At 63.5% G+C, this 22,307-nt stretch carries 18 protein-coding genes; 10 read left to right on the top strand and 8 right to left on the bottom strand.

Translation table 11 applies throughout. The features are described 5' to 3' along the window. Positions 1–273: 273 nt before the first annotated feature. The 7 genes from JLK41_RS23080 to JLK41_RS23050 form a co-directional block, all read right to left on the bottom strand. Entirely contained in the window at positions 274–660 is a 387-nt protein-coding gene (locus tag JLK41_RS23080; RefSeq protein WP_210389926.1) for a hypothetical protein, read from the bottom strand. Positions 661–1,045: 385 nt separating this feature from the next. Beyond that, positions 1,046–1,531, bottom strand: coding sequence for an Hcp family type VI secretion system effector (locus JLK41_RS23075; RefSeq protein WP_179555087.1), 486 nt, complete (start codon positions 1,529–1,531; stop codon positions 1,046–1,048). A gap of 1,200 nt (positions 1,532–2,731) precedes the next feature. Next, positions 2,732–4,228, bottom strand: a complete 1,497-nt coding sequence (tssC, locus tag JLK41_RS23070) for a type VI secretion system contractile sheath large subunit (RefSeq protein WP_155294608.1) — start codon at positions 4,226–4,228, stop codon at positions 2,732–2,734. A 17-nt stretch (positions 4,229–4,245) separates the two neighbouring features. After that, complete coding sequence (gene tssB / locus JLK41_RS23065; RefSeq protein ID WP_047588934.1) at positions 4,246–4,779, bottom strand: type VI secretion system contractile sheath small subunit; 534 nt, start codon at positions 4,777–4,779, stop codon at positions 4,246–4,248. A 33-nt stretch (positions 4,780–4,812) separates the two neighbouring features. After that, positions 4,813–5,811: a type VI secretion system protein TssA gene (tssA, locus tag JLK41_RS23060; protein ID WP_210389925.1), complete on the bottom strand. Its 999-nt coding sequence runs from the start codon at positions 5,809–5,811 to the stop codon at positions 4,813–4,815. Between the two features lie 34 nt (positions 5,812–5,845). Continuing rightward, the gene (locus tag JLK41_RS23055) at positions 5,846–6,244 is read right to left on the bottom strand and encodes a TssQ family T6SS-associated lipoprotein (RefSeq protein WP_052178312.1); all 399 of its coding nucleotides are present in this window, start codon (positions 6,242–6,244) and stop codon (positions 5,846–5,848) included. Positions 6,245–6,281: 37 nt separating this feature from the next. Continuing rightward, the gene (locus JLK41_RS23050) at positions 6,282–8,150 is read right to left on the bottom strand and encodes a serine/threonine-protein kinase (RefSeq protein WP_210389924.1); all 1,869 of its coding nucleotides are present in this window, start codon (positions 8,148–8,150) and stop codon (positions 6,282–6,284) included. Between the two features lie 480 nt (positions 8,151–8,630). Between JLK41_RS23050 and tagH the strand changes: the two genes are divergently transcribed. Genes tagH through tagF form a run of 7 tightly spaced genes read left to right on the top strand, consistent with a single transcriptional unit; the run spans position 8,631 to position 18,594 of the window. Further along, a complete protein-coding gene (tagH, locus tag JLK41_RS23045) occupies positions 8,631–10,355 on the top strand; it encodes a type VI secretion system-associated FHA domain protein TagH (protein ID WP_210389923.1) in 1,725 nt (574 codons plus the stop codon). Continuing rightward, a complete protein-coding gene (locus JLK41_RS23040) occupies positions 10,352–11,167 on the top strand; it encodes a PP2C family protein-serine/threonine phosphatase (protein ID WP_052178418.1) in 816 nt (271 codons plus the stop codon). The genes tagH and JLK41_RS23040 overlap by 4 nt, the downstream gene beginning before the upstream one ends. Continuing rightward, positions 11,148–11,687: a type VI secretion system lipoprotein TssJ gene (tssJ, locus tag JLK41_RS23035; protein ID WP_080757141.1), complete on the top strand. Its 540-nt coding sequence runs from the start codon at positions 11,148–11,150 to the stop codon at positions 11,685–11,687. Before JLK41_RS23040 ends, tssJ begins: the two co-directional genes overlap by 20 nt. A 40-nt stretch (positions 11,688–11,727) precedes the next feature. After that, positions 11,728–13,062 carry a type VI secretion system baseplate subunit TssK gene (tssK, locus tag JLK41_RS23030; protein ID WP_047592907.1) on the top strand — a complete coding sequence of 445 codons (1,335 nt, stop codon included), beginning with the start codon at positions 11,728–11,730 and terminating at the stop codon, positions 13,060–13,062. A gap of 32 nt (positions 13,063–13,094) precedes the next feature. Continuing rightward, complete coding sequence (locus JLK41_RS23025; protein ID WP_080757140.1) at positions 13,095–14,402, top strand: DotU family type VI secretion system protein; 1,308 nt, start codon at positions 13,095–13,097, stop codon at positions 14,400–14,402. After that, a complete protein-coding gene (gene tssM / locus JLK41_RS23020; RefSeq protein ID WP_210389922.1) occupies positions 14,402–18,013 on the top strand; it encodes a type VI secretion system membrane subunit TssM in 3,612 nt (1,203 codons plus the stop codon). Before JLK41_RS23025 ends, tssM begins: the two co-directional genes overlap by 1 nt. Further along, positions 18,010–18,594, top strand: coding sequence for a type VI secretion system-associated protein TagF (gene tagF / locus JLK41_RS23015; protein WP_210389921.1), 585 nt, complete (start codon positions 18,010–18,012; stop codon positions 18,592–18,594). Before tssM ends, tagF begins: the two co-directional genes overlap by 4 nt. A gap of 402 nt (positions 18,595–18,996) precedes the next feature. Here tagF and JLK41_RS23010 read toward each other — a convergent pair whose 3' ends face one another. Beyond that, complete coding sequence (locus JLK41_RS23010) at positions 18,997–19,752, bottom strand: NRDE family protein (RefSeq protein ID WP_210389920.1); 756 nt, start codon at positions 19,750–19,752, stop codon at positions 18,997–18,999. Between the two features lie 128 nt (positions 19,753–19,880). On the opposite strand from JLK41_RS23010, the gene JLK41_RS23005 reads away from it, so the two are divergent. From JLK41_RS23005 to JLK41_RS22995, 3 genes are read left to right on the top strand one after another with little or no spacing between them, the layout of a single operon-like run. Then, entirely contained in the window at positions 19,881–20,663 is a 783-nt protein-coding gene (locus tag JLK41_RS23005) for a sulfite exporter TauE/SafE family protein (RefSeq protein ID WP_037055213.1), read from the top strand. A gap of 10 nt (positions 20,664–20,673) precedes the next feature. Continuing rightward, positions 20,674–21,474, top strand: a complete 801-nt coding sequence (lgt, locus tag JLK41_RS23000; protein ID WP_037055211.1) for a prolipoprotein diacylglyceryl transferase — start codon at positions 20,674–20,676, stop codon at positions 21,472–21,474. Next, positions 21,474–22,268 carry a thymidylate synthase gene (locus JLK41_RS22995; protein WP_037055209.1) on the top strand — a complete coding sequence of 265 codons (795 nt, stop codon included), beginning with the start codon at positions 21,474–21,476 and terminating at the stop codon, positions 22,266–22,268. The genes lgt and JLK41_RS22995 overlap by 1 nt, the downstream gene beginning before the upstream one ends. Positions 22,269–22,307 lie beyond the last annotated feature (39 nt).

Genomic DNA, 22,307 nt, shown 5'->3' with positions numbered 1-22,307 from the left:
CGAGAGACTCTTTTCATGCGTTTTAAACTATGTAGGGGCTCTATTGCTAACTAAGGATAGCGACTGCTATGGCTACGATTACTATCGTAAAACCCAGTGCTTTTACATAGTGGGGGTGTAAGACTAGCTGTCGGTCGGGGGCGAGTCTTATTAAAGGGTATGCACGGTAAAATGCACTGATTTTTTGGGCGCATTTTTCGGAGAATACGAATATTATTAAACCTAGGAATACTAGTAGTGCTACGACGATAATAAGCATGTTAGGCCCTCTCGTTAAAGTGCCCAGCGGGTTACGTTGTGTGAGACGCTGATATCCACGCCACCATAGTCTGTGCCGAAAAATGATGTAATCAATGGCCCGTTTGGGATCTTCATTCCTCCGCCAAGTTTTAAGCCGGCACCTGCTTCAAGTGACGCGCCACCGATATAGCCGTAGCCTTCGAAGTCGCGGCAGGTTATATCGCCGTCCATCATGAATGTAATGGGGCGAGAGGTGGCGCGAAAAGCGGGTAGTCCGACCCCAATACCCAGTACATATACAGTGTATAGTGCGGTTTCGTTGCTATCTATATCCTTGATGTAAATGTTAAATACCCCGCCGCCAACTATGACGTGGCCTACGGCTCCTCCCGTAGCTAAAGTGGCCTCAAAGGTTTTCATGTTCGTATCCTTGTGTGAGAAATGCACATCCTAATGATCTTGGGTGTAGTGCTCTAGTGTTTGTGGTTGGTGGAATGAAGTTTGGGGCCTCGGCCTTGGGGAGTTTTGTCGTTTGCTAAGTTGCTGGGGGCTGCTCTTAAATATATCGCTGAATGGATGTTCAGTTGTGCTCGGGGCGGTTGAGCCCTGTTGTTAGATGTGTCTGCCAGGCCCGTGGCCTCTGTAGGAGTGCCTATGGCTTATGCTTTGGTCGCTCCCTCTCTCTTGCAATTTGCGGCTGACCGAGAGTTGGAAGAGCCTGTGCTTGCCGGCCGCCTTTGCTGGCAGGCTTGTGCATGCCAAGGGCGGCTTTATGATCATCAGGCTCTGCCGTACGTCCTTCGACTTACTCTTTGTTTTGCTTGACGTCCCAGGTGCCAGTTACCGAGGCGCCCATGGAGCCGTCGGTGTTCTGCTCTTTGACCTCTACGGTGATCATGCCGTAGGAGATCGCGACGCTTTCGGTGATGCGCGCGTCATTGGTGGAGCCTGCCGGACCGGCATGAGTGATCAGGCACTCGGTCAGAGTGACGCGCATGTATTCCTGCGAGCCATCGCCGACCTTGCAGCAGGACAGCTCGACCTTCGGTACGTGCTTGCCCGCGGCGCAGTACTTCATCAGGTTCGGAGTGGCTTTATCCACGTAGTGGGTGAAGGTCAGCGGCGCGAAGTCCGCCTTGCCCACACCGCTACCGCCACCGGAGAAGGCGGAGGAGGATTGTGAAACGCCGTAGCCCAAATTAATTACATCGATCCAGCCGGAGTGCTTGGAATCCTTGGACTCACCGGGGATGCCGTCGATCTTGATGTAGATATCCTGTTTTGAAGCCATGAGTGTTACCTCTCAAGTTGTGGTGGTTGTTTACCTAAACTGCAGGTATGAGTTCCGGTCGTTGCGAGTGCCGCCAGAAATCTGTAGGCCATGCGTTGGCCAGTTTGATCATTACGACACGAAGAAATTGTGTGCATCTTAGTGTGTCGATCTGGAAGTGTCGGGGTGTTCTGTGGGACGCTCTGGGTTGCCAGAGATTGTCGTCCTGCAGTGAGCGTGTACATACATGGAGAGGCAGTTCACGTGATGATTGAATTTCTTCAGTCTCCAGAAGGCCTCTTGATACGCGCACTCTTCGCCTTGCGGACCAGCAGGGCCACCGTGATTAGCAGCATGATCAGAAAGGCATGATTTCCAAGTAACTGGAAGGTGCCCCAGGCCAACGCTGCCAGTGCGATACAGATAATCAGGAATGTCGCGTTTTTTAGCATCGTACGCACCTCTTGGCCTGAAGCCAGAAACTCCCAGTGAATAGATGTTCCTTGTGCAGTGCCTGCAGGCTGTTTGTATAAGATGAGGCAAGTCCCTCGAAATGCAGAATGCCTTGCTAGAACCTGTTGAAAAGATCGGAAATATGAGCGCCGCAGCAGAGTGAGCCCTCGCTGGCCACGGCAATATAGCCAATGGTTGAATCACTCTATACAGAGAAGACCAGGAGTGCCGGCCCGTAGGTCGTGGGGGCATGTGCCGGCGCGAGCGGGCCGGGCGGCAAACGTATTGCTTACTGATCGAGAGCGCAGGCATGGGATGATTCGCAGGTACCGGTTTTCAGGTTTCCAAGCAATCTATGATCAGTGCGAACAGCTGACAACGGCGTAGGTGAGCGGGTCAGGTCCCCGGCGTGCTGTAGTTCGATTCCCGAATGTTCCCTCGGGCAGGTTCTTGATGTGGACTGCGGTCCAATCACGTAGGTGAAAAGAGAAGCGACTGGTCGCCTGCGAAGAACCAGATGTGGTCCTCGTATGAATTGTTCCGGGTCGTTGCATTGGCATTGCTCAATTCCCTATGAGTTAAACTTCTTCTTCCATGAAGGCAACTTTCAAGCTGCCTAACGGCTAGCGTTCAGTTAGTAGCCCGTGTAACTTCTCACATTGCGAGTGGGCCGGGAGTTGAACGAGTCGGCACTTTTACATTCTTTCCGTGCTTCTGTCGTTATTGGCCCGTCACCGGAGATATCCCGATAACGGACCGACGTTCGGATCAGGCCGAGGCGTTCTTCACCGATGGCAGCTTCGAGACCAGGCGCAGCGACACGGTCAGGCCTTCGAGCTGGTAGTGCGGACGCAGGAAGAACTTGGAGGTGTAGTAGCCTGGGTTGTCCTGCACTTCCTCGACATGCACCTCGGCGGCTGCCAGCGGTTTGCGCGCCTTGGTCTCCTGCGAGGAGTTGGCAGGGTCGCCGTCGACGTAGTGCATGATCCAGTCGTTGAGCCAGCGCTGCATGTCTTCGCGTTCACGGAAGGAGCCGATCTTGTCGCGCACGATGCATTTGAGATAGTGAGCGAAGCGGCAGCAGGCGAACAGGTAGGGCAGGCGTGCCGCCAGGTTGGCGTTGGCCGTGGCGTCCGGATCGTAATACTCCGATGGCTTCTGCAGGGACTGCGCGCCGATGAAGGCGGCCATGTCCGAGTTCTTGCGGTGGATCAGTGGCATGAAGCCGTTCTTGGCCAGCTCGGCCTCGCGGCGGTCGGAGATGGCGATTTCCGTCGGGCATTTCATGTCGACGCCGCCATCATCGGCCGGGAAGGTATGGGTCGGCAGGCCGTCGACCGCGCCGCCGGATTCCACGCCACGGATGGAGGTGCACCAGCCGTAGTACTTGAAGGAGCGGTTGATGTTGACCGCCATGGCATAGGCCGAGTTGGCCCAGCAGTAGCCGCTGTGATCGGAGCCGTCGGTATCTTCCTCGAAGTCGAACTCGTCGACCGGGTTGGTGCGCACGCCATAGGGCAGGCGGGCGAGGAAGCGCGGCATGGCCAGGCCGATGTAGCGCGAGTCTTCGGAGGCGCGCAGGCTGCGCCAGCCGGCATACTCGGTGTTCTCGAAGATCTTGGTCAGGTCGCGCGGGTTGGCCAGTTCCTGCCAGGACTCCATCTGCATCACCGAGGGGGCCGCGCCGGCAATGAACGGGCAGTGTGAGGCCGCGGCGATCTTCGACATTTCCCCCAGCAGCTCGACGTCTGGCGGGGTGTGGTCGAAGTGGAAGTCGCCGACGATGCAGCCATAGGGCGAGCCGCCCAACTGGTCGTATTCCTGCTCGTAGATCTTCTTGAAGATGGGGCTTTGGTCCCAGCCGATGCCCTTGTGGCGACGCAGGGTGCGGTGCAGCTCCTTCTTGGTGATCGGCAGGACGCGGATCTTCAGCATCTCGTCCACCTCGGTGTTGTTCACCAGGTGGTGCAGGCCGCGCCAGGCGCTCTCGAGCTGCTGGAACTCGGCATGGTGGATGATGCTGTTGACCTGCTCGGAGAGCTTGCGGTCGATCTCGGCGATGATCGCCTCGATGGAGTTGTAGGCGTCGTTGCTGATGGTGACGGAGTTGGCCAGCGCCTGTTCGGCGAGGGTGCGCACGGCAACCTGGACAGCCTCCTTGGCTTCATCGCTCTTGGGCTTGAACTCTTTCTGCAGCAGCGCGGAGAACTCGTCTCCCTGCTGTTCCTGGATCGCCTGGGGGCTGGTGACTTGGGTGGCGCTCATGATCGACTCTCCCTGTTTCAGTCTTCGAGGCTGTCTTGGTTGGTGCTGACCGACTGGGTGCGCGGAGCGTTGGCAAGGCTCTTGAGCAGCTCCGGATTCTTCAGCGCCTTGCCGATCAGTTCCTCGGCACCGGTCTTGCCATCCATGTAGGTGAGCAGGTTGTTCAGTTGGGTGCGGGCCTCGAGCAGTTGTTTGAGCGGCTCGACTTTCTGCGCGATCGCGCCTGGGGAAAAGTCCTCCATGCTCTCGAAGGTGATGTCCACCGCAAGGTTGCCGTCGCCGGTCAGGGTGTTGGGGACGACGAAGGCCACGCGCGGCTGGATCGACTTCATGCGCTCATCGAAATTGTCGATGTCGATCTCCAGGAACTTGCGGTCACCGACGGCCGGCATCGAGTCTTTGGGGCGCCCGGCAAGATCGGCCAGCACGCCCATGACGAAGGGCAACTGGATCTTCTTGTCGGAGCCGTAGAGCTCCACGTCGTACTCGATCTGGACTCGGGGCGCGCGGTTGCGTGCAATGAATTTCTGGCTGCTGCTCTTGTTGCTCATCGTTCAATTCGCTCTGTGGTCATAAGGGGGCGTCTAGTTGTCCTTCGACAGGCCGGCGATGCGCTCTGCCTCCTGCAGGCCGGCCGGGGCGAGGTCACGCAGGATGGTCAGGAAGTCGGCGCCGATCATGTTGCGTGCTCGCCTGATCAGCAGTGGCGCGGGGTTGGCCGGTTCGCTGCGCTCGAGGTAGTCGCACACCGCATCGAGCATGGCGATGGCCTGCTCGCGGCTACCGGCGGCACCCGTGTCGGCAGTCGCCCATGGGCCCTTCGGCTCCTGAGGGGGGGCGCTCGACAGCGAGTCGGTTGTCGGGTCGTTCATGACAGCCCTGGGGCACAGCGGCTCGAGCAGTGCCAGCAGGGGCGAGAAGTCCGGGGCATGGGCGCTCCCCAGGCACTGCCCCAGCTGCTGTTGCAGCGAGATGATGCGCGCCTTGATCGACGGCAGTGCTGCGAGTGCTGCGTTGCCTGTGGTCAGTTCGTCCTGCAGGAACTTGGGCAGTTGTTCGCGCTTGAAGGGCTCCTTGCCATCCTCGCGCGCCTGGGCAATGCGCTCGAGGACGCCCAGTTTCAGTCGACCCAGCTGGCGACTGGGAACTTCCGTGTCGCGCAGGTCCCCCAGCAGGCCGCTGCCGGCCGCGAGGGCGGCCAGGGCGTTGCTGCGTGGAAGCAGGTCTTCCTCCCCGTCTTCGCTGAGTGACGGGTGGGCGCAGTGCCAGTAGCGCTCGAGCATCGCCTCGACCAGTTCGAGCCCCTGCAGGGTGCCCTGCGGACCGGCGATGTGGGTCAGGGCGCGGGTAATGGTCACCGCCAGGCGGAAGTCCTTGCTTCTGCCCAGCAGGTGTTGCGCGGCCTGGAGAGCCTTGGGCCAGTCGGGCTGCTGCGCGGGAATCAGCGTTTCGCCATATTGCTGCTCCGGCTGCCCCTCGAGGTCACGCTCGAGGGCGAGAAAGTCACCGTCATAGTCGAGAGCACTGCCTTGTGGCAGGTCGTCCGTGACCGGGGTGAGCAGGGCGTCGATATCTATCTGCATGTGACTGTACGTTGGTTGAGGTTGAGCGGATGTGTCACTGACCTTGGGCTTGGGTGAAGACCGGCCCCCATAGCGGATGACCCTGCTCGGCGCTGTCGAGCTGGAACGATGGGTCTATCTGCAGTGCTCGCTCGAAGGCGAACCTGCATTGCTTGGGGCGCTGCGTGACGCAATAGCTGAAAGCCAGGTACTTGAGTGACTGCAGCTGGATCGGCTGGTCGCCGGCCCATACTTCAGGGGTGAGAAACTGCTGCTCCGCCATGTAGTAGTGGCCGCCCTGATAGAGGCGAATGCCCTCCTCGAGCGTCTGCTGCGCACGCACCTGTTCAGGACTTGGCGGTGGCGGTGGCGGCGGTGGCTCCTTGGTGGCGCAGCCGCTCAGCAGAGTCAGCAGGAGCAGGTAGGGCAGTCTTGGGGCGATCGAGTTGGTCATTACTCATTCCATCTATAAGAAGAAACCAGCTACAGGCTCACTGGAAGCTGTGTTGCAGTGTCACGGACTGTCCTTCGGACAGACGAATTTGCCGGCGGTGGCTGGGGAATCCGGGGTTGCGAATTTCCACTGCATGGGTGCCGGCTGGCAGCTCCAGCCTGAGCAGTGGTGGTGTCACCCCCTTCTTCTTGCCGTCGATCCAGACCTCGCCCCAGGGCAGGATGGCAATCGACAGCGTGCCGCTGGCCGCGGTCTCCGGCTTGCTGTCACGGACAGGTTGCCGGGGGCGTTGCGCCTGGGTGCGTGTCGGTGCCTGTTCGCGCTCAATGCGTGGTGCTGCCGGCTCGGGGCGCTTCGCGGCGGGCTCGGCTGGCGGCGTGTAGCGCTCGACGTTGCTGGCGAGTGGCTCGGGCTGCAGCGCTGCCTGCACGGCTGGTCGCGGCGTATCCTGCAGGGCGGGCGGCGGCGTTTCGGTTGGCGTTTCGCGGGTGGCGAGAGGGCTTGGCGGTTGCGCCGGCTCTGGTTGCTCGCGGGTTGGTCGGGTTGTGCTGCTGCTGAGGCTGGCCGGTGCGTTGCTGGGGGCCTTCGCACTGTCCTCGGTGGCAGGCTGCCAAAGCAGCAGCGCAGCGCCTGCACAAACGGCGATGACGGCTGCGGCGATGCCTGCAATCAGCATGGGGCGGCGCCTGCCTTGCGACGGCTCGCTAGCGGCGGCGCTAGTGATCGGGGCAGGTTCCGGTTGTGAGGTGTTGGACGGCACGGAAATGGAGCCGCCGCTGCTGCGGGCGCTGGCGCCGCTGAGCAGGCCATCCAGTTCGGGCATCTTGCTGCGTGGTTGTGACGGGCTGTGGTTTTCCCTGGGCGCCGGCTCGCCGAAGGGGTCGGGTAGGCTCGGGGCACCGTGGCTGGGCAGTTGTTTGCGCAGCTTGAGCATCTCCTCGGCCGAAAGAATGACAGTCTTGGCGTCGTCGGCGCCGTGCCCGGCAGGAGCTGGCATGGCGGGCTGCAGGCCGGTGCTGGCCAGGCTTTGCGGACGGCTCTGTCCGTTGATGCCAAGGAGCGTGCGCAGTGCCTGTATCGACTGTGGACGGTCGCCGGGCTGCAGTGCCAGGGTCTGGTCGATAGCGCGCAGAAAGTCTTCGCTGTAACCGGCGAGTGGTTTTCCGGCCAGTGGCTCGAGGGTGTCTTTCATCAGGCGCGACACCGAGGCGGCAGGGGCGCTACCGGTGACGGCCAGGTACAGCAGCGCGCCCAGCGCGTAGGCGTCCGTCCAGGGGCCCTGCGGCGTGGCCGCGTTTTCGGCGTACTGTTCGATGGGGGTGTAGCCGGGCTTGACGATGACCGTCGGCGAGTTGTCGGTGCTGCCGAGCACGCGCCTGGCCGAGCCGAGGTCGAGCAGTACCGGCGAGCCGTCGGGGCGGACAATGATGTTGTCCGGGGCGACGTCGCGGTGATAGATGTCGTGCTGGTGCAGCATCTCCAGCACGTCGAGAATCGGGCTGATCATGTTGCGCAGCCAGTCCTCGCTGTACTGGCCGTGGTGCTCTCTGAGGATGTGCCGCAGTGTATGGCCCCCATACAGCGGCATGGCCATGTAGGCAGTGCCGTTGCCCTCCCAGAAGCGCAGGACCTCGACCAGTGAAGGGTGCTTGAAGCGAGCGAGCAAACGGGCTTCGTCGATGAAGCTGTGCAGGCCGGTGTCGAAGGCTGGACGGTGGCGCTCCGAGCGCAATTCGATGCGCGACTGGGTGCTGCGGCTGGCAAAGGCCGAGGGGATATATTCCTTGATTGCCACCGGGCGCTGCAGGCGCGTGTCGTGGGCGGCGTAGACGATACTGAAACCGCCTTCCCCGACGACCTCGGACAGCTCGAACTCGTGAAGTCGGGTTCCCCTGGGCAACGCCATCGCGGGAGCCGAGCGATTCGATGGCGCCGTGGGTGACAGAGTGGGGGAGGTGTTCGCCGTAGCGTCCATGCTAAGTCTTTCTCTACAAATCCAGTGGAGAGCGCTCGTTGCCACGACAAGCCAGAGGCAGTCGTTCAGCGGCCGGCCAATCCTAGGCGATGCTCAGGTGTGCGCAAGAGTCTCGCACTGGCTTTGGGTTTAGAAATGAGAGCTTGGTTCCCCTGCGTCGGAGGATTTTTCTTTTTTCGAGAAGCAGGTCTCGTTTTCGTGTGGCGGGTGTGGTGTGGGCAGGTGCGCGCAGACCGTTGCAGGCGGTAGAAGTTCGTCTCTTGATGCTGAAAAGTGAGAATTGATACCGGGTTGATTGTCCCGCAATGCTCGTTTTGAGAAGGGTGTCCCGCTGTTGTGTTGGTGGGGGCTTTCCTTGAAGCGCATTGCCCTATGATGCGCCGGCTTTAATATGCTGTTCGCGCTTTCAGTATGGATGCTGCTTCGCTGCTTGCCGTTGTGGAGAGAGTGGTTTTCATACGATTTTCACGATGGTTTGCTCGGGAGGAGCTGCGTCAAATGCGAGGGTCTGCGCTCGAACTTTATGTCTATTCCCAGGATGGCCAGGCTCCTGCTGTGCCGATGGAGCGAGTCGTCGAGCAAGGGCTAGAGGTGACGATCGGGCGTGGTCCGGGCAATCACTTGGTGCTGCAGGACCCCGAGCGACTGATTTCCCGTTTCCAGGCACGTGTGACCTGGGAACGCGATGACTCGGTCAGGGTCGAGAACGTCAGTGCAAGCAGCTTGATCATGGTAGACGAGCAGGTGTTGCCGCCGGGGCAGGTGGCCTCCATGCGCACCTCCCAGCGCGCGGTGTTCGGTCGTTTCGTCCTCGGCCTGCGTGCCGTCGAGGCGCAGACTGCACCGCTGCCACAACCCCTGGCGATTCCCGACGATTTCGATGTCTTCGCCTTGCCTGTGAAGCCGGATGCAGGAGCGGTGTCGGAAGGCGATGCGCTGGACGACCTGGTGGCCAGGGAGCGGGCAAGCATTATCGACGAGCTGCCGCTGAGTGGCGAGATTGCCATGCCGGCAGCAAAGGCCGCAGCCCTCCTGGATTCTGCTGCGGTCAAGGGGCAGCAGCCTGATGCCTGCCTCGACCCTCTGGCTTTGCTCGACGGCGTCGGCGCTGGTCAGACCTCGGGAGGCGCCGGCAGCCTGCCGCTGGATCATGGCCTGGAGGTCGATGGGCTGTTTCATCTGCCCGTGAGCGCAGAGCCGCATGCCACGCCGGCTACGAGCAACTCACTGCTCGAGGGGCTCGCCAGCGGCGTGGCGCCTGTGCCTGCCGAGCGTGCTCCCGAACCTGTTGCCCCTTCGTCGCGGGCCCCCGACATTCCTGCACCTGCACCTGCACCTGCACCTGCACCTGCACCTGCACCTGCACCTGCTGACATCTGGCCGGAACTGAACGCGCCTGTCGACGCCCCGCCGGTAGCGGCGGAGCCGGTGGCGACAATCATGCCCGCACCCGCACCCGCACCCGCACCCGCACCCGCACCCGCACCCGCACCAAGCGTCTTCGCGACTGGCGCTGACGAGGCACCGGCGTGTGCCTCGGGCGCGGCCCTGATGGCGGCCTTCGCTCGCGGTTGCGGTATCCCTGAGCAATCCCTGCCGCCGATGTCCGAAGCGTTCATGGAGAACCTCGGCAGTGTGTTCTTCGCCATGACCTCCGGGACAGTGCGCCTGGTTCAGGCGCGCTCGGCCGCCAAGCATGAGATGCGGGCGGGGGTGACGATTATTGCCACCGAGGGCAACAACCCACTGAAGTTCTCGCCCGATGGCCGCGCGGCCATTTCCCAGCTGCTGGGCAATCGTTTTCACGGTTTCATGGCGCCGGTTCGCGCCATCGAGGATGCATTCGACGACCTGGCTGCGCATCAGGTGGCGCTGCTGGCCGGGGCGCGCAGCGCGATGTATGACCTGGCTGGACGCTTCAGCCCGGAGCGGCTGGAGAAACGCTGCGGGCAGCCTGGCGCCCTGCAGACGATTCTGCCGGTACTGCGTCGCTCCAGCTTGTGGGAGGCCTATGCCAAGAGTTTCGCCGATATCGCCGGTGAGGCGCGCGAGGAGCTGGAAACCCTGCTCGAGGATGCCTTCGCCCGGGCCTACGAGCAGGAAATCGAGCGCATCTACTCCGGGAGGGCGTCGTGAGTATCTACGCGACGCCTCAGGGCAAGCGCATCGAATTCGCTACGTTGTCGCGGCGCGGCGCTCGCGAGCAGAACGAAGATGCCTGTGGCTACTGGACGTCCGAGCAGGGTGCTTGTTTCGTGGTGTCCGATGGAGCTGGCGGTCACGGCGGCGGCGAGATGGCCTCCGAGACCGCGGTGCGTACGGTGCTCAGTGCGTTCTCCAGTGCGCCGAGCCTTGCACCGGCGAGTATCGAAGGGGTAGTCGCCCAGGCCGATTCGGCGATTCGCTACGGTCAGCGCCTGGCGACGCCGCTGCGCAGCATGAGCGCGACCGTGACTGCGCTGTTCTTCGACGAGCGCGCCGTCTGGGCGCAGTGGGCTCATCTGGGCGATACCCGTCTGTACCTGTTTCGTCGGCGTGGCTGCCAGCAGCTGACCAAGGATCACAGCGTGGTTCAGAACCTGATCGATGCTGGCATGCTGGCACGCGAAGAAGCGCATGAGCACGCCGACCGCAACCTGCTGTTCGCTGCCCTTGGCGCTGGCGAGACGCTGTTGGCCAAGGCCCTGGAGACGCCGTTCGAAGTCAAAGAGGGCGATGCCTTCCTGATCTGTACCGACGGTTTCTGGGGTGGGCTGCCGGAGGCCAGCATGAGTGAGTCGCTGCTGCACGCCAATGCCGCCGAGGAGTGGCTGGTGCGTATGGAAAAACTCATTGTCGATCAGGAGCTGAGCGGCCAGGACAACTACAGCGCCCTGGCCGTGTGGATCGGCAATCCGAACGACGTAACCGCGTACTGGGAGGGCCACGATGCCGGTCTCTTGCAATAACCCGTTCCTGCGCGTCGGTCTTGCGGCTTGCGCAGCGCTGCTGCTGGTTGGCTGCTCATCGTCATCGCAGAAGGAAGACGAGGGGCTAGCGGTTCGCCTCGAACTGTCGGCGGTGGACGGGCTCAACCCGGACATCAACGGCCGTCCCTCACCAGTGCAGGTGCGTCTGTATCGCCTGCTGCGCACCGAGGCGTTCGCGGGGGCCGACTACTTCGCCCTGGCCGAGCGCGACAAGGCAGTACTCGGGCATGACCTGCTGCAACGCGAGTCCCTGATGATCGAGCCCGGCAAGACCGAGGTGCGCGAGTACGTGGTCGATGACGACGTTGTGGCCGTGGGAGTGACCGCGGCCTATCGCGACCTCGAGTCCAGCGTCTGGCGCCAGTTGATCGTGTTGCGCGAGAACGATAGCTCCTGGTTCAGCCTGCCGTCGTTTTTGCGCTGGTCAATGCCTTCGGCGGATTACTCGATACGCCTCGACGCCCAACGCGTCGAGCTTGTGGCACCGGGTGACAGGTAGTCGTCCGTAACGTCGTTTCCTCGCTCCAGGAGAGAGCTAGATGAATCCATTCCAGCGGGTTGTATGGGCAGAAGGGATGTTTCTGCGCCCGCAACACTTTCAGCAACAGGAACGTTACCTCGAGTTCTATTCGCACAGTCGGGGCATGGCCTGCGAGCCTTACTTCTGGGGTGTGCGCGTCCTCAAGTTCGACCTGGCGGCGCTGGCCGTCGGCAAGCTCGCGCTCACCGAGGCAGCGGGGCTGCTGCCCGACGGCACGCCGTTTGCGTTCCCCTTGCAGAGTCTGTGCCCCGAGCCGCTGGACTTCCCCGAGGGAGTGGTGGAGCAGGTGGTCTATCTGGCGCTGCCGCTACGTCGGCAGGGTACCGAGGAGGTGCTGTTCGAGGAGCGTCCGCGCTCGTTGGCGCGCTACCTGGTCAATGACGCGCTGGTGGCCGATGTGAACTCGGTGGCTGGCGAAGACGCCGAGTTGCAGTTGGGTGAGCCGCGACTGCGGCTGATGCTCGAGCGCGACATGACCGATGCTTGGCTGGGGGTCGGGGTGGCGCGGGTCATCGAACGTCGTGGTGATCGCCAGGTGGTGCTGGACAGAAGCTATATCCCGGCGATGGTATCGTGTCACGCCGATACGGGCGTGCTGTCGATGCTCAACGAGGCGCATGGGCTGGTCAGTCAGCGCGCCGATGCCCTGGCCCAGCGACTGATGCAGCCAGGACGCGGGGGCGTTTCGGAGGTCAGTGAGTTCCTCCTGCTGCAACTGCTCAACCGCGTCGAACCAGTGCTGGCCCACATGCGTGCGGTGCCAGGCACTCACCCCGAGCGTTTCTATCTGCTCCTGGCGCAGCTGGCCAGCGAGCTGGCGACGTTCATGGAGCGCAGCCGGCGTCCGGCGGACTGGCCGGTGTACGACCACGACAACCTGCAACTGTGTCTGCCGCCTCTGATGATGGCCATTCGCAGTGCGCTGTCCTCGGTGCTGGAGCAGAACGCTGTGCAAATCGAGCTGCTCGAACGCAGCCACGGCGTGCGGGTCGGCCAGATCGCCGACGGCGCGTTACTCAAGAATGCCCAGTTCGTGCTGGCTGTGCACTCGAGTCTGTCGGCTGACACCCTGCGCGCGAACTTCAAGACACAGGTCAAGATCGGCCCGGCCGACCGCATCCGCGACCTGGTCAACCTGCACCTGCCGGGCATTGCCTTGCAGGCGCTGCCGATCGCGCCGCGGCAGATTCCCTACAACGCCGGCTACCACTACTTCGAGATCGATACCGGAAGCGACCTGTGGAGCCAGTTGCAGGCCTCCAGGGCGCTGGCGTTGCACATCGCTGGCGACTTCCCCGATCTTCAACTCGAATGCTGGGCGATCCGTCGCTGAGTACCCCGATTCTCCTACGAAGCCGATGACTCATGGTCGAGCCTAACTCTTTCAACCCGCTGTCCGAGCAAGATCGGACGTTCGTGATGCCCAGCCCCGGTGGCGCTGCTCCGGGCGCTGCGGCCAATCCCGCCGGCGGCGTCGCGAGCTCTTTTCCCGCTGCGGAAATCCACAGCGGCGGCAACCCGCTGCTGGCGGCTGCCAACCCGCTGATCAACCTGATCTACCAGATCCGTACGCTGGTGCACAATGCCGAGCCTGCGCGCCTGCGCGATTTCCTGGTGCAGGAAATCCGCAACTTCGAGGCGCGTGCGCGGCACGAAGGCATCGCCAACGAAACGGTGCTGACGGCGCGCTACTGTCTGTGCACGGTACTCGACGAGACGGCCGCGCAGACGCCCTGGGGCGCCTCGGGCGTATGGTCGCGCAACAGCCTGCTGGTGTCCTTTCACAACGAGACCTGGGGTGGCGAGAAATTCTTCCAGCTGCTGGGGCGGCTAACCCAGTCGCCGCGACAATACTGCGACCTGCTGGAGTTGATGTATTACTGCATCTCGCTCGGTTTCCGCGGCCGTTTCAGCATCATCGAGAACGGCCAGACCCAGCTCGAGACCCTGCGCTGGCGCCTGGCGGAAATGATTCGCGAGGTGCGGGGCGAGCGCGACAAGCCGCTCTCGGTGCACTGGCGTGGTGTCAACCGCAAGCCGCCTGCGGTGTGGAAGGTGCTGCCGGTGTGGGTCTCGGCTCTGGGCGCGGTGCTTCTGGCCGCGCTGATCTACATGCTGATTTCCTTCTATTTGGCCGACCGCTCTGACCGTTCGTTCATCGCGATCAATGCGCTCAAGCTGCCACAGACCCCGGTGGTGGTACGCAGCACGCAGCCGCCGCTGCGCTTCTCGCACATTCTCGAGCCGGAAATCCGTGCGGGCCTGGTCTCCGTCCAGGAGACGCCGGACAAGAGCACGGTGTCGATTCTCGGCGACGGTCTGTTCGACTCCGGCAGCCCGAACATCCGCCCGCGTTTCAACGACATCCTGCGGCGTATCGCCGAGGCGCTGGATACCGTCAACGGCCGGGTAGAGGTGGTCGGTCATAGCGACAACGTGCCGATCCGGACCGTGCGCTTTCCCTCCAACTGGCACCTGTCGATGGCGCGTGCGGAAAACGTCGCCGAGATGCTCAAGAGCAACATCCGCCATACCGGGCGGGTCACGGCGCAGGGACGGGGCTCGGCCGAGCCGGTGATGCCCAACGACACGCCTGCCCACCGTGCACTCAACCGCAGGGTCGAGGTCACGGTATTTGCCTCCGCCGCTGACCTGCACCGAGAGATTCGATAATGATGCGCCGGCTGTTCCACCTTCTTTTCAATCGTTACGTGTTCGTGGCGCTGGGGCTGATTGCCCTGGTGCTGCTGATCTGGTTCATCGGCCCGCTGTTCGCCTTCGCCCAGTGGCGACCGCTAGAACCCGTGGAGGTGCGGCTCTGGGTGATCGGTGTGATCCTCGGGTTGCTTGCCTTGCGGCTGCTGATCGGTGTCTGGCGGCGCCAGCAGCTCAACGTGCGCCTGCTCAACGCCATTGCCAGTGCGCGCGAGAGCAAGAGTGGCGAACCGCAGCCCGGCGATGCGGCCTTGCAAGAGCTGCGCGGCAATTTCGAACAGGCCCTGGACCGACTCAAGCAGGTGCGCTTCAACGAGCAGAAGCCGGGCTGGTTCTCTGGCCTGCGGCGCACCTTTGTCTACCAGATTCCCTGGTACGTCTTCATCGGCGCACCGGGCTCGGGCAAGACCACCGCCCTGGTCAACAGCGGCCTGCGCTTCCCGCTGGCTGACGAGTTTGGCAAGGGCAGCATCAAGGGCGTCGGCGGGACCCGCAACTGTGACTGGTGGTTCTCCGACGAGGCTGTGCTGCTCGACACCGCTGGACGTTATGCCACCCATGAGAGCGACGCGCAGGCGGACAAGGCCGAGTGGGAAGGTTTCCTGGCGTTGCTGAAGAAGTTCCGCCCGCGTCAGCCGCTCAACGGTGCATTGCTGACCATCTCCGTGTCGGACCTGCTCAGCGAGAGTGAGGCTGATCGCCAGCGCCATGCGGCGCGGTTGCGCGCACGCCTGGCCGAGCTGCACGGTGTGCTGGGGATCGACTTCCCGGTGTACGTACTGGTGACCAAGGCCGACCTGCTCGGCGGTTTCAACGAATACTTCAATGCCATGGGCAAGGAAGAGCGTGCCCAGGTCTGGGGCGTGACGCTGCCCTACGCCACTGGCAGCAAGCCGCAGGGCGAGGCTCTGGGGCAGACGCTGCAGAACGAGCTGGAACTCCTCTCGCATCGTCTGTTCGACGGCCTGCCTGAGCAGCTGCTCAATGAACAGGACACCTCGCGCCGGGCCTGCGCCTATGCCTTACCGCAACATTTTCACGGACTTATTCCGGTGCTGCGGCAGATGCTTCAGGATGTCTTCAGCGAGAGCCGCTTCGCCCAGCACGCCATGTTGCGTGGTCTGTATTTCACCAGTGGGACGCAGGAGGGCACGCCGTTCGACCGTGTGCTCGGCGGACTGAGTCGCAGCCTGGGCTTCGATGCCCGGATCGCTCTGCATGCCACGCAAGGCGCGTCGGGCAAGAGTTACTTCCTGCAGGACCTGCTGCGTAAGGTGATCTTTCCCGAGGCCTACCTGGCCGGGCGCAACGAGCGGGCCGAGCGTCGCGAGCGCATGCTCGGCATCGCCGGGCACTGTGCGGTGCTGCTGGCGCTGGGCCTGGCCATCGGTGCCTGGGCCTTCAGCACGGGCAACAACACCCGCTACATCAACCTGGTGGACCAGCGCACCGAGAACATGGCCGAGCGGCTGCAGGTCATGGCCGTCTCTGAAGGCGAGAGCCTGCTCGAACTGGTACCGGTGCTGAGCGAGTTGAACGCCCTCGCCGCCGGCCCGGACTTCCCCGCCAGCGCGCCGCCGTTGTCCTACACCTATGGCCTCTACCAGGGCGACAAGCTCGACGCCGCGGTGCAGATCGCCTACCAGGCGGCGCTGGAGCGAGCACTGCTGCCGCGCATCGTGCGGCGTCTCGAAGCGCTGTTGCAGGACACCCCAGACGGCAACCTCGAACTGGGCTACGAGACGCTCAAGGCCTACCTGATGCTCAACGACCCCTCGCGCTATGACAGCGAGGCGCTGGAAGCCTTCGTGCGCACGGAGTGGCAGCACAGCCTGCCGGAGTCGGTGTCCAACGACCAGCGTGACCAGCTGTTCGCCCACCTGCACAACCTGCTCGCGGGCAAGACCGTTTCCTCGCCCTACCCGATGAACGAGGACCTGGTGCAGCGCAAGCGCGAGCAACTGGCTGCCTTCTCGCCGGCGCAGCGTGCCTACGGCCGGCTCAAGCTGCGTCTTATGAGCGACAGTGCCGGCGAGTTCAGCATCGCCGATGCGGGCGGGCCGCAGGCGACTCTGGTATTCGCCCGGGCGAGCGGCAAGCCGCTGACTCAGGGAATTCCTGCGCTCTTCACGCGTGATGGCTACCACAAGCGTTTTCTGCCCGAGGCGGCCACGGTGCTCAACCTGTTGGAGCGGGAAGAGGACTGGGTACTCGGCCGTCTGCAACGCTCGCTGGACGACCAGGCCACGGACCTGGTCAAGGGCGCCGCGATGCATGACGTCAAGCGCCTCTACCTGCACGAGTACGTGCGCCTGTGGGATGCCTACCTGGCCGACATTCGCCTGGTCGATACCCTGTCGATGAACCAGAGCATGGACGTGGCGCGCATCCTCTCCGCGCCGGATTCGCCCCTGGCGCAGTTCCTGCGCGCGGTATCACGGGAAACCACCCTGTTGAAGAAGGAGACCGCCACCAACCAGCAGTACTCGCTGGTCGGCCAGGCCTCCAATCGAGTCAAGGCTGCCGCCGCCGACCTCGAGCGGGTGTTCGGGCCTTCGGAAATCACCCGGCCGAATGCTGGCAACATCCAGCTCGAGCGCATCGTCGACGATCACTTCGAGCCGATCCGCCGCCTGGTCACCAGCGATGGTGGCAGTATGCCTATCCAGTCGGTGCTGCGCCTGTTCAACGAGATGTACATGAGCCTCTCGAGCACCGATGCGGCACTGCGCAACGGCGTGGTCGCCTCGGCCGGCATGGCGCAAGGCAGCGACGCCCTGACGCGCATCCGCGCCGAGGCCGCCTACCTGCCGATTCCGCTGCGCGGGATGATCGAAGAGCTGGCCGACTCCAGCAGTTCACAGTCCGGTGGCAGCTCCGCGCGTCTGCTGGCCGGGCAGATCGACAAGTCACTGGGGGCGTTCTGCCGCCAGGCCACCGGCGGGCGCTATCCATTCCGCCGTTCCTCGGCCGAGGACGTGACCCTGGCCGACTTCTCGCGGCTGTTCACCTACGGCGGCCTGTTCGATCGCTTCTTCCAGGACAACCTGGCAGCCAATACCGATATGTCCGGCAATACCTGGGTGCTGCGCCAGCCGGGCGGGGTGGAAACTCCGCTACCGGCGTTCCAGCGTGCCGCGCGGATTCGCGATGTGTTCTTCCCCTCCGGTACCCGCAACCCGGAGCTGTCGTTCTCGTTCCGGGTGCTGGAGATGGATGCCCGGATCAGCCGGCTGACGCTCGATTTCGACGGCCAGGTGTTCCATTACTCGCACGGCCCGCAGATACCGCAACAGGTGACCTGGCCAGGGCCGCGTGGCAGCAACCAGGTGCGCCTGGAGCTTAGCGGCCAGTCCGCACCGATCTACCTGGTGAAAAACGGTCCCTGGGCGGCCATGCGTCTGTTCGACGAGGGCGAGGTGCGCCAGGGTTCCGGGCCGGAGCGTTTCGTCGACACCCTGATGATCCAGGGCCACAAGGTGGTGCTCGAGGTGACCGCCAGCAGTGTGCAGAACCCGTTCCGCCTGCGTGAGCTGGCCAGCTTCTCCTGCCCGGGGCGTGCCGGATGACGGCGCTGGGCTTCTTCGGCAAGCTGCCGGCGGTGGGCGATTTCGTCAATCGGGGTATTGATCGGGCGCAGATGAAGGCCGTCGATGCCTGGCTGCAGCTGGGCCTGACCGAGCTGGCACAGCGTGATGCGCAGTGGCTCGATCATTATCTCATCGCGCCGGTGTGGTGCTTTGCCGTGCCGGCCGGCCAGTGGAGCGAGGCGGCGCACTATGGGGCGCTCATGGCCAGCGTCGACCGTGTCGGACGATATTTTCCGCTACTGGTGATCGGTGATCGCCGCGAGCTGCTGGCCGACCGCCAGGCCTTGCATGGGCACCTGCGGGCGCTGGCCGGAGCGATGCCCGAGGTGCTCTGGGAGCGGCTGACACCGGAGGTTTTTGTCGAGCGCCTGCAGCACTTGGCGGATCGCGAGCCTGGCGGTGTCCGGGCGTTGCCGTCGGCGCTGCAGCGTTTCAACCCCGAAGGCGAGTTGTCGGCCTGGTGGACAGAGGCTAGTCCGGAGCAGCCTGGACGCGAGCTCAGTCATGTTGGCAGGCCTGATGCCGGGCTGCTGCGTCAGCTGTTCTCGGCTGCCGAGTGAGCCGTCAGGCCCTGCCTGAGCGGGGCCGACGGCTCAGCGTGGTCGAACGAGGCGAGCGGGATGCTCGATAAGAGGCGCAAGGAGCACGCATAGGCACCCTTCGTGGTTCAGGCCCTCAGGGCGTCTCCGAACATGAAGCGATGCAGGTGCTGCCACGGGTGCCGGTGGCGTTGCCTCGATCCACAAAGCGCATGGTGGGCATAGGGCCGGGGCCGTCTGTATGGCCTGGGTACTTACAATCGGCTTATCACTCGTGGGAAAACTCACTGACGCGTTTGAGTCCTGGTTTTCTACGGCTATTTCGCGGTTGTCTCGACGTCGTGGACCTGACGTGACTTGAAACCGGACAGCAGCAGGCGCCGAGCGCAGTTGCCGTCGCCTGGCCGCGCTAAGGGTAACCGATCATGATGTGGGGCGCTGCAGGTGCACCTCGCCCTGCTGCACGCCCTGCGGGCCGAACGTGCGCTCGCTGATCTGCCAGTGGCCGTCGCGGGCCAGTTGCAGGACGGTGCTGGCCCGGGTGCCATAGGTCGCGCTGGTAATGAAGATGCTGGATAGCAGGCGTTCGGTCTCCAGGCCGACACCGGTTTGCGGCAGCAGGTGCTCGGGGGGCTGGCGAGCGTCGCCCAGCAGTTGCAGCAGTGCCTCGCGGTGAGGGTTGGCCAGGCGCTCACGCAGGGCTTCCCGCGCCCGCAGCAGCTTGGGCCAGGGCGTGTCGAGGCCAGCATTGCACAGGCCGTAGATACCTGGCTCCAGGCGCCTTGGTCGGCCCTCTTGCGAGTTCAGGTACCAGAGCTGGTCGAGCTCGCCCAGCAGCAGATTGAAGCCAGCGTAGTGGTGAGCCTGTTTGGCCACCTCCTGCAGATAGGCTTCGGGGGGAGACTGGCCGCGCAGGTAGTCGGCGGTCAGTTCGCCGCGTGAGCGCGGGCCGATCTTCTGGCCAGGGTCGCGGATATTGGTCAGGGCGGCGAAGCGGCCCTCGGCGGTGATGCCCAGCCAGGTCCCGCCGGCCTGCAGATCGCGCCCGGCGAATACGCCCGGGGCCTCCTGCCATTCACTCAGCGCGGCGCTGGGGCGCGCGTAGAATTCGTCGCGATTGGCTGCCAGGCGCAAGGGCATGGCGCCCTGCGGTTGCCAGGCGAAGACGATCAGGCACATGAGAATTCCTCTGATGGCAGAGCCTGGCAGGCTAGCGAGCCGGGGGGAAAGCGGCAACCGTTCCGTCGATCCGTGTGCCGCTGAGTGGGCATTTCCGCTACCATGCCGCTTTGTTTTCGGGGGTGTCGATGGAACTGCTGCTCTACCTGGTGCTCGGTGCAGCCGCCGGTGTGCTGGCCGGCCTGTTCGGCGTGGGCGGCGGCCTGATCATCGTGCCGGTACTGGTATTCAGCTTCAGTTCACAGGGCATGGCGCCGGAGATCCTCACCCACCTGGCGGTCGGCACGTCCCTGGCGACCATCGTCTTCACCTCGATCAACTCGCTGCTGGCGCATCACCGCATGGGTGCCGTGCGCTGGCCGCTGTTTCGCTGGCTGACCGGCGGCATTCTGCTGGGGGCGGCGCTGGGGGCCATGACCGCTGCGCTGATCCAGGGGCCGCTGCTGCAGAAGATCATCGGTACCTTCGCCATCGTCATCGCCGTGCAGATGGTGCTGGACCTGAAACCCAAGGCCAGCGGCGGTGTCCCAGGCAAGCCCACGCTGACGGTGGCGGGCGGGGTGATCGGCTGGGCTTCGGCGATCTTCGGTATCGGCGGTGGTTCGCTGACCGTGCCGTTCCTGGTCTGGCGCAGCGTGCCGATGCAGCAGGCCGTGGCGACTTCGGCGGCCTGTGGCCTGCCGATCGCCATCGCCGGGGCGCTGAGCTTCGTCTACACCGGCTGGAACGAAGCGGATCTGCCGCAGTGGAGCCTGGGCTTCGTCTATCTCCCGGCCTTGCTGGGGATCGCCGTGACCAGCATGTTCTTTGCCCGTATCGGCGCGCGCCTGGCTCATCGCCTGTCGCCGCGTCTGCTCAAGCGACTGTTTGCCCTGCTGCTGTTCAGCGTGGGCCTGAGTTTTCTCATCTAAGGAGTCCTGGATGCTGCCTTATCCGCAGATCGACCCGGTGGCCATCGCCCTCGGTCCCCTGAAAATCCACTGGTACGGCCTGATGTACCTGATCGGCATCGGTGGCGCCTGGTGGCTGGCCTCGCGTCGTCTGGCACGCTTCGACGCGAGCTGGAACAAGGACAAGCTGTCCGACCTGGTGTTCTGGGTGGCCATGGGGGTGATCCTCGGCGGACGCCTCGGCTACGTGCTGTTCTACGACCTGTCGGCCTACCTCGCCGAGCCGGCGAAGATCCTGCGGGTCTGGGAGGGTGGCATGTCCTTCCATGGCGGCCTGATCGGGGTGATGCTGGCGACCTGGTGGTTCGGCAAGCGCAACGGCAAGAGTTTCTTCGAGCTGATGGACTTCATCGCGCCGCTGGTGCCGATCGGCCTCGGTGCCGGGCGCATCGGCAACTTCATCAACGCCGAGCTGTGGGGCAAGGCCAGTGACGTGCCCTGGGCGATGATCTTCCCCACCGATCCGCAACAGTTGGCGCGCCACCCGTCGCAGCTGTACCAGTTCGCCCTGGAAGGCGTGGCGCTGTTCGTCATCCTCTGGTTCTACTCGCGCAAGCCGCGTCCTACCATGGCCGTATCCGGGATGTTCGCCGCCTGCTACGGGGTGTTCCGCTTCATCGTCGAGTTCGTCCGCGTGCCGGATGCCCAGCTCGGCTACCTGGCCTGGGGCTGGCTGACCATGGGCCAGATCCTCTGCCTGCCGATGATTCTCGGCGGCATCGGCCTGATCGCCTACGCCTACAAGCGCCAGCCCGTACAAGGAGCCGCCTGATGAAACAGTACCTCGACCTGATGCGCCACGTGCGTGAGCACGGCACCTTCAAGGAAGACCGTACCGGCACGGGCACCTACAGCGTGTTCGGCTACCAGATGCGTTTCGACCTGGCCGACGGCTTTCCCATCGTCACCACCAAGAAGTGCCACCTGCGCTCGATCATCCACGAGCTGTTGTGGTTCCTCCAGGGCGACACCAACATCAAGTACCTCAAGGACAACGGCGTCAGCATCTGGGACGAGTGGGCCGACGAGAACGGCAACCTCGGCCCGGTCTACGGCTACCAGTGGCGCAGCTGGCCGGCGCCCAATGGCGAGTCCATCGACCAGATCAGCAAGCTGGTCGAGATGATCCGCAGCAACCCGGACTCTCGCCGCCTGATCGTCTCGGCCTGGAACCCGGCGCTGGTCGAGCAGATGGCGCTGCCGCCCTGTCATGCGCTGTTCCAGTTCTACGTCGCCGACGGCAAGCTGTCCTGCCAGCTCTACCAGCGCTCGGCGGACATCTTCCTCGGCGTGCCCTTCAACATCGCCAGCTATGCCCTGCTGACGCTGATGGTGGCGCAGGTCTGCGGCCTGCAGCCGGGCGAGTTCATCTGGACCGGCGGTGACTGCCACCTGTACGCCAACCATATCGAACAGACCGACCTGCAGCTGACCCGTCAGCCGCTGCCGCTGCCGAGCATGAAGCTGAACCCCGAGGTCCGGGACCTGCTGGCGTTCAGGTTCGAGGACTTCGAACTGGTCGGTTATGAGGCCCATCCGCACATCAAGGCGCCGGTCGCGGTCTGAGGCAGGCCCGCAGGCGGGGGCAATTTGCTACCCTTTTCC

Source organism: Ectopseudomonas khazarica, from assembly GCF_017915135.1.
In the GTDB taxonomy this organism is placed as follows: Bacteria; Pseudomonadota; Gammaproteobacteria; order Pseudomonadales; family Pseudomonadaceae; genus Aquipseudomonas; species Aquipseudomonas khazarica.
The sequence above is the reverse complement of the archived record's forward strand: the minus strand, read 5'-3'. Positions and strand labels throughout refer to the sequence as shown.